This window comes from Micromonospora sp. NPDC049580 (genome assembly GCF_040675595.1).
Taxonomy (GTDB): Bacteria; Actinomycetota; Actinomycetes; order Mycobacteriales; family Micromonosporaceae; genus Micromonospora.
The window spans coordinates 1-6,877 of sequence record NZ_JBFAPG010000347.1 but is presented as its reverse complement, the minus strand read 5'-3'; the positions used below and the strand labels follow the sequence as shown (position 1 = coordinate 6,877).

The following is a 6,877-nucleotide window of genomic DNA, read 5'->3' as shown; positions in this document are numbered from 1 at the left end:
ACACCGCCTCCGGAAAGGTGCTGGACGTCAACGGCGGCAGCACCACGGCGGGCCTGCAACTGCAGCAGTGGTCAGCCAATGGCGGCACCAACCAGATGTGGTACCTGCGGCCCACCGGTGACGGCTACTACACCATCGTCAGCCGCAGCAGCGGACTGGCAGCCGACGTCTCCGCCGCCTCGACCAGCGACGGGGCGCAGGTCGTGCAGTGGACCGCCAACGGCGGGACCAACCAGCAGTGGCAGTTCGTAGCCTCCTGACCAGTGGCAGAGGTGAGTGTCAAGTTCGGCCGCCGGTAACGGGCTGCCGATTGTCGCGCCGACTCGGGGGCACGGTTTGTGCCTCCGAGTCGGGCGCGATCCCATCACGGTGGGACACGAGCTACCGATCCGGACAGACGCGGGCCAGGTCCGCTCGCTACCCGTACGTGAGCCAGGCCCGGGCGTCGCGGCTGAGTGCACGGACGGTCGAACGCGCGTACTGGCAGTTGGAGTCCGCTGGCTACTCCCGAACCATCTTGCGGACGCAGCTGAGCCACCGAGATCAGCGATGACTACATGCTCTACATCTGGCGCGCTCAAGAGGGACGGCCTCTCGGCGTACTTGACACACCTCGTGGGGTAGTGCGCAGCATGTCGTGGCAAGACGCCCTCATCATCGCCTACGACGACGGCACGATCATGAGCTGGGACGTATGCAATAAACCCCGCGCAGGTTCCGGCTGAAGGCAGTGAGCCCCATGCCCTCAACAGCGAAAGAACGCCATCGATATGGCTTGCCGCCAAAGCCAGTCGACTGAAAGTTCACCAGCGCACAGCGCGCCACACCGAGCGTCCTCAATCCTGTAGCACGAAGAACGTTGGCATGGACTCCTCGATCTCCGCGGTGAGTTTATCAATGATTGCGGTGGGCCAGCCGAAGTAGGACGTCGTGTAAGTGAGGGCATTGTAGAATGCGGCGAGTGCTGCCCTCGCCGCATTCTCGGCGGAAGTGGGGTGGCCGGGGACGCTTGCGGGCAGAGCACAGGACGATTGCCGAGTAGCCGTGTGAGATCTCCCGGGCGACCTGCCGTACCTCAATTGATCCGTCCAGCGGCCCGAATTCGGGTCGCAGCACCGCCCGGAGGTCGTGTTCGTCGACATCCGCACTGGGAAAAGTCTTCTCCCCGACGGTGTAACCGCGGCAGCGGCGCAGGGCCGCGGTGACGAAGAGACCCCCGGGCCGGACCAGGCCAGTGATGTGGCGCATGAAGAACTGCCAGGTCGCCCGGTCGGCGGTGGCGGAGTCCGCGCAGTAGGCGCTGACCACCGTCGCGTATCGGCGGTCCATCGGGCGGGGCTGCCGGGCGTCCACCCGGATCAGCGCGGTGATCTTCTCCCGGGCGAGATCCTCACGGATCGCCACGTCCTCGTCGGTCGGGCAGCTGACCCCCTCACACCGCAGGGTGTAGCGGACGAACGGGCGCCAGTCGTGAGCATCGTGTTCGCGGTCGATCCACCGCTGGATCTCGTTGAGATTCGCCGGCAGGTAGTCGCCCAGGTGGATCTCCGAGGCCACCTCGGCGGCGGCGAAAACGTGATGCAGGGTGGGCCCCACCCCGAAGAACAACACGGGCTGACCACGTTCCGCGCGTCGCATCGCCTCGACGAGGAACGCGATGGTGGCGATCTCGTCCGGTTCGACGGTGCGGTAGTAGCCGGCGAGGTACTCCGCCGGTATCCAGTCCGTGTCGAATGACGCGTACCGGCGGCGCCGCCGGGTCACGAAGGCTCGGGTGAGGCGGGCGAGGCCGTACTCGTACAGGGCGGCGCCCAGGTTGGCGCCGCCGAGGAACACGAGTGCCTCGTTCGAGGTGATCGAGTCGCTGAAGGCGGCGATCCCGAAGGCGCCCGCGTAGTAGGGCACCTCCTTGGCGACCTCGGTACCGGCGTACCCGAGGGCCGCCGCCAGGCGCGGTGCGCGGACACCGCTCGCCCTGCGCCGGAGCACGTCGTACAACGCCTTGGACAACACGTTGGTGCTGGTGCCCGTCGTCGCCAGGAGCGTCCAGTTCGCCCGCACACCGGTCCGCAGGCCGAACCCCCAGACCGCGTAGGTGGCGACCAGAAACGCCACCGTCCCGCGGTGGTCGAGGCTGCTGAGCAGGTCGGACGCGACCAGGCACGCGCCGGCCGCCACCACGCTCGCCTCCAGCGCGTAGGCCGATGCCGTGGTGGCGACGAGGCTGAAGACCCAGTTCCAGAGCTTGCGGTGCGTCGTCGGGGCACGGTCCGCCGGCCGGCCCACCGGAGCCGCACCGATGTCGTTCATACCGGTGCCGCCGCTCTGGCCGGTCGTCGGCCCGGCTCCCAGGCCATCGACTGGAAAACCGCGACCACCAAGGCGCAGACCGGTCGCCCGGTGCAGCGGGCGCCGGCGACCGCGATGCCACGCGACGGGAAGCTCGTGCCGCGGTTGCGGCACAGCGCGTCCAGGGACGTGGTCACCAGCCCCCGCAGGCTCACCTCGTCGTCGGCGTCGTGTTCTACCAGCAGTCCGCGCCCGCAGTCGTCCTGCACCCAGCCGAGACCGGCCCAGGCCTGTGCGTCCGGCACCGCCGTCCGCGCCCGTGCCACCACGCAGTACAGCCGGTCGCCCCAGCTACCCGGTGTACGGCCGATCCGGTCGACCTGCTCGACGGAGCTGGCGGGCGGCAACACCGAGCTGAGGTAGATCAGGTTCCGGTCGGCGACACCGGCCGCCACCAGCGCGGCGTCGAAGGCGGCCAGCTCGGTCGGGCCACGGCCGACGGCTCCGGCCACCAGGATGTTCATCGCTGTCCGCCGTCCGCGCGGACTGCGGGCGGGGAGTCTTGCACTGTCCGCGCCCGTTCCGATCCGGTGCGCTCGGCCTCGACCAGCACCCGGCGGGAAAGCTTGCCCGACGGCGCCCTCGGCACTGACGAGGTGAACCGGACGGCGCGGAGCCGCTTATAGGGAGCGACCCGCTCGGCCACGTAGGCCAGCAGTTCCGCAGCTGTCGCCGGTCCCTGCAGCACCACGTACGCGACCGGCACTTCGCCGGCGTCCGGGTCGGGCCGGGGTACCACGGCCACGTCCGCGACCGCCGGGTGGGTGAGCAGCAGGTGTTCCAACTCGGCCGGCGCCACCTGGTACCCCTCGTACTTGATCAATTCTTTCAACCGGTCGACCACGTACAGGTAACCGTCCTCGTCGAAGTAGCACAGGTCCCCGGTGCGCAGCCAGCCGTCGGCGTCGATGGTGGCGGCCGTGGCCTCCGGACGGTCGCGGTAGCCCCGCATGACCTGCGGGCCGCGGATCCATAGCTCGCCGGCGCGCCCGGCACCAAGGTAGGCACCGCCGTTCGGATCGACGACGCGCGCCTCGGTGTTCGGCACCAGTCGACCGACCGACCCGCGCCGCGGCTGGTCGAGTGGCCCTACGGCGACCATGGCGGTGGCTTCCGTCATGCCGAGGCCCTGGCTGACCACACACCCGAGCCGCTCGGCGCATCGCTGCTCCACATCGGCACCGAGGGGAGCCGCACCCACGCCCAGACTCCGCAACGAGGACAGGTCGTGGTCGTCCACCAGTGGATGATCGGCCAGCGCGGTCGCCATCGGCGGCGACACGATACTGACCGTCACCCGGTACTCCTCCATCGTCCGAAGGAAGGCTTCGAGGTCGAAGCGCGCCAGGGTGACGACGGTCGCGCCGGCCGCCAGACTGCACGGCAGCACGACGTTGAACCCCATGACGTGGAAGAACGGCGCCGCGGCGAGCACCACGTCGTCCTCGCGGAAACCCATCACCGCCTGGCTCTGGCGAACGTTCGTCACCACGCTCGAGTGGGTCAGCTCCACTCCCTTGGGCAGGCCGGTGGTGCCGCTGGAGTACGGCAGGGCGGCGAGTCCGCGATCGGGGTCGTCCGCGAGCGTCGCCGGCGGGTGGTGGTGGGCGATCAGTTCACGGAACGACGTTGCGCCGACCGCGTCCCCGAAGACCAGCACCTCCTCGACGCCCGCCCGCTCGGCGGCGGCCACCGCGCGGTCCAGGAACGGCGGCACGGTGACCAGCATCCGCGCCCCGGCGTCGGCGAGCTGACCGGCCAGCTCCTCGACGGCGAGCATCGGGTTGGCCCCGGTGATGATCCCGCCGGCTGCCATCGTCCCGTAGGCGGCCAGGGCGAACTCCGGCGAATTGGGGCTGTAGAGGGCCAGCACGTCACCCGGGGCGAAGCCTCGGGCGACCAGGCCGGCCGCGACCCGCTCCACACCGGTGGCGAGTTGCCGGTAGCTGATCGTGCGGCCGGTTGCGCCGTCGATCAGGGCCGGTTTGTCGCCGAGACGGGCGGCATGCCGCAGTACCAGCGATGGCACGGTGGTCCCGCCGACCTGGACGTCCGGCAGATCGCTGCGGGACGGATGAACAACGGCCATGGCTACTCCTTCACCGTTGACGCCGGCACCAACCTGGGCAGGTTGCCGCTGGTGGGCCCGGGTTCCGACACTCATGAGCCGACCGTAGGGAGCTGCCGTGTGCAGACCGTTTCCCGACCGTTTTCGCAGCGTGGAAAGCGATAGAGTTCTTTTCGGACGACGACGGTGGTGGCTATGCGGAACCAACAGTTGCGTGTCCGGGTGCTCGGCGGGGCCGAGCTGACGATGGATGGGCGTCCCCTGGTGGAGCTGGCCTCCGCCAAGGCGACGGCGCTCCTGTTCTACCTGGCGGTCACCGGCACCGCGCACTCACGCTCGGCGCTGGCCGGGTTGCTCTGGAGCGACCTTCCGGAGCCGACGGCCCGGGCCAATCTGCGGCTGGTGCTGACCAAGCTGCGCCGGGTCGTCCCGGAGCAGGTGGCAGTGAGCAGGCAGACCATAGCGCTGGCGGACAGCCGGCAGGTGTGGGTCGACGTCGCGGAGGTGAGCCGGGTGGCCGCCGCCCACCAGGACGACGACGAGCTGCTGGAGGCCGTCCGGCTCTGCCGAGGCGAGTTCCTCGAGGGTTTCGGCGTCCCGGGAGCGCCGCTTTTCGATGATTGGCTGACCGAGCGGCGCGCCGCTGTTCGGGCGGACATGCTCGCGCTCATGGACCGTGCCGTGCAGCGGGCCAGAGACCGGCGGGATGTTGCCGGCGGGATTGAGGTGACCCGCCGGCTGCTGCAGCTGGAGCGCCTGCACGAGGAGGCGCACCGTGCGTTGATGTGGTTCCTGGCCGTGGGCGGTCAGCGTAGCGCCGCGCTCGCCCAGTACGAGACCTGCCGCTATCTCCTTCGGGAGGAGTTGGGTATCGAGCCGGCGGCGGACACGCTTGCCCTCCGTGACGAGATCGCCGTCACCCGTGGGTTCACCGCGCTGGGTGTTGACCCGCTCGCGTCCGCCGCTCGGCAGGACGTGGCCCTGGCGGCCGGGTCGCCGCCGACCGATCTGCCTCGCCCGCTCACCGCGCTGGTCGGTCGGGAAAGGGAGCTGGCGCGCCTGCATGAGCTTCTCGATGATCCCACGTGCCGGCTCGTGACCCTGGTGGGTCCCGGCGGGATCGGAAAGACCCGGCTGGCGGTAGAGGTCGCCGCGTATCGGCAGGGGCGTCGTCGTGACGGGACGGTGTTCGTGTCGTTCGTTGGCACCAGCCCGGCCCGGCCGGCCGAGGCCGCCGATCTGGTCGTCGCCGGTCTCGCCCGCGCGCTCGAGATCGACCTGGCTGTGCCCCGCGAACCGCTGGACCTGCTCGCCGAGCAGTTGGCCGGCCGCGAGCTGCTTCTCGTGCTCGACAATCTGGAGCATCTCCGCGACAGCGCGGGGGTGCTCGCCGAACTCCTGAGGCGAGCACCCGGCGCGCAGCTGTTGGTGACGTCCCGGCGGCCGCTGGGGCTGGGTGTGGAGTGGCTGGTCGAGGTGCCAGGTCTGCCGTACCCACCGCCGGGCGCCGACGCGGACGCCGCCGGCTACGAGGCGGTGCAGCTCTTCCAGGAGCGGGCCCGGCTGCTGCGTCCCAACTCCCTCGCCATCGACGGCACCGCGGGGGCCGGCCGCGTGTGCCGGCTGGTCGCCGGTGTGCCGCTGGCCATCGAGCTGGCCGCCCGCTGGGTGCGCTCCGCCACCCCGGCCGCCATCGCCGATCGGCTCGCCAGCGGGCTCGAACTGCTCGAGACCACCGCACCCGACGTGGAGCGGCGACACCGCAGCCTCCGCTCCGTGATCGACTGGTCGTGGCAGCTGCTGACCGAGGAGGAACGCCGGACCCTACGGCGGTTGTCGGTGCTGCGCCGTAGCTTCGACCTCGCGGCCGCCGGCGCCGTGGCGGGCGCCGGACTGCCGATGCTGGCCAGCCTCGTCGACCAGTCGCTGATCGCGGTCGGCGAGGACGGCCGCTACGAGATGCACGAGCTGCTCCGGCAGTACGCGGCCGAGAGCCTGGCCGCGGACCCCGCGGAGGAGGCGCGGACCCGGTGGCGCCACGCCGAGCACCACGTCGCACTGCTGCCCGCGCCGGGCGAGGCCCGCACCGAGGGCGGGCCGAGTCTGGAAACGGAGCAGGAGAACCTGCGGGTCGCCACCGAATGGCTCATCCTCGGCGCCGACCCGATCACACTCGACGCTCACCTGGTCCGGCTGTGGGCGGTGTACCAGCGCCTGGGCTGGTTCCGGGAGGCTCAGGCCTTCTTCCGCGCGGCCCTGGAACGTCACGTCGCGCCCCTGCATCGGGCCCGCTGGCACCGCATGCTCGGCGAGACGCACCAGCAGATCGGGGAGGCGAACGCCGCTCGGTACCACCTGGAGCGGGCACTGGACCTCCTGGTCGGCCGCGGGGCGCCGCACCAGCGGGGCCCACGGGGGGATTTACAGGAACAAAATGAAACCCCACGAAAGAAAAACAAA

5 protein-coding genes are annotated in these 6,877 nt (G+C 70.4%); 2 read left to right on the top strand and 3 right to left on the bottom strand.

Annotated elements, in window-relative coordinates; translation table 11 throughout:
• A partial coding sequence (locus AB0J68_RS23485; protein WP_363940481.1) for an RICIN domain-containing protein occupies window positions 1-260 on the top strand: 260 nt, incomplete at its 5' end.
• Between the two features lie 634 nt (window positions 261-894).
• On the opposite strand, the gene gntF is transcribed toward AB0J68_RS23485, so the two are convergent.
• From gntF to AB0J68_RS23470, 3 genes are read right to left on the bottom strand one after another with little or no spacing between them, the layout of a single operon-like run.
• Window positions 895-2,310, bottom strand: a complete 1,416-nt coding sequence (gene gntF / locus AB0J68_RS23480; RefSeq protein WP_363940480.1) for a guanitoxin biosynthesis pre-guanitoxin forming N-methyltransferase GntF — start codon at window positions 2,308-2,310, stop codon at window positions 895-897.
• Window positions 2,307-2,813: a pyruvoyl-dependent arginine decarboxylase gene (locus AB0J68_RS23475; RefSeq protein ID WP_354858590.1), complete on the bottom strand. Its 507-nt coding sequence runs from the start codon at window positions 2,811-2,813 to the stop codon at window positions 2,307-2,309. The genes gntF and AB0J68_RS23475 overlap by 4 nt, the downstream gene beginning before the upstream one ends.
• The gene (locus AB0J68_RS23470) at window positions 2,810-4,438 is read right to left on the bottom strand and encodes an AMP-binding protein (protein ID WP_363940479.1); all 1,629 of its coding nucleotides are present in this window, start codon (window positions 4,436-4,438) and stop codon (window positions 2,810-2,812) included. Before AB0J68_RS23470 ends, AB0J68_RS23475 begins: the two co-directional genes overlap by 4 nt.
• Before the next feature lie 174 nt (window positions 4,439-4,612).
• Here AB0J68_RS23470 and AB0J68_RS23465 point away from each other — a divergent pair.
• Window positions 4,613-6,877: BTAD domain-containing putative transcriptional regulator (locus AB0J68_RS23465; protein WP_363940478.1), on the top strand; the 2,265-nt coding region annotated here is incomplete at its 3' end.

Bases quoted from the DNA above. Each gene is read 5' to 3' on its own strand.
- AB0J68_RS23470 (WP_363940479.1), bottom strand. From the start codon at position 4,438: ATGGCCGTTGTTCATCCGTCCCGCAGCGATCTGCCGGACGTCCAGGTC.
- AB0J68_RS23475 (WP_354858590.1), bottom strand. From the start codon at position 2,813: ATGAACATCCTGGTGGCCGGAGCCGTCGGCCGTGGCCCGACCGAGCTG.
- gntF (WP_363940480.1), bottom strand. From the start codon at position 2,310: ATGAACGACATCGGTGCGGCTCCGGTGGGCCGGCCGGCGGACCGTGCC.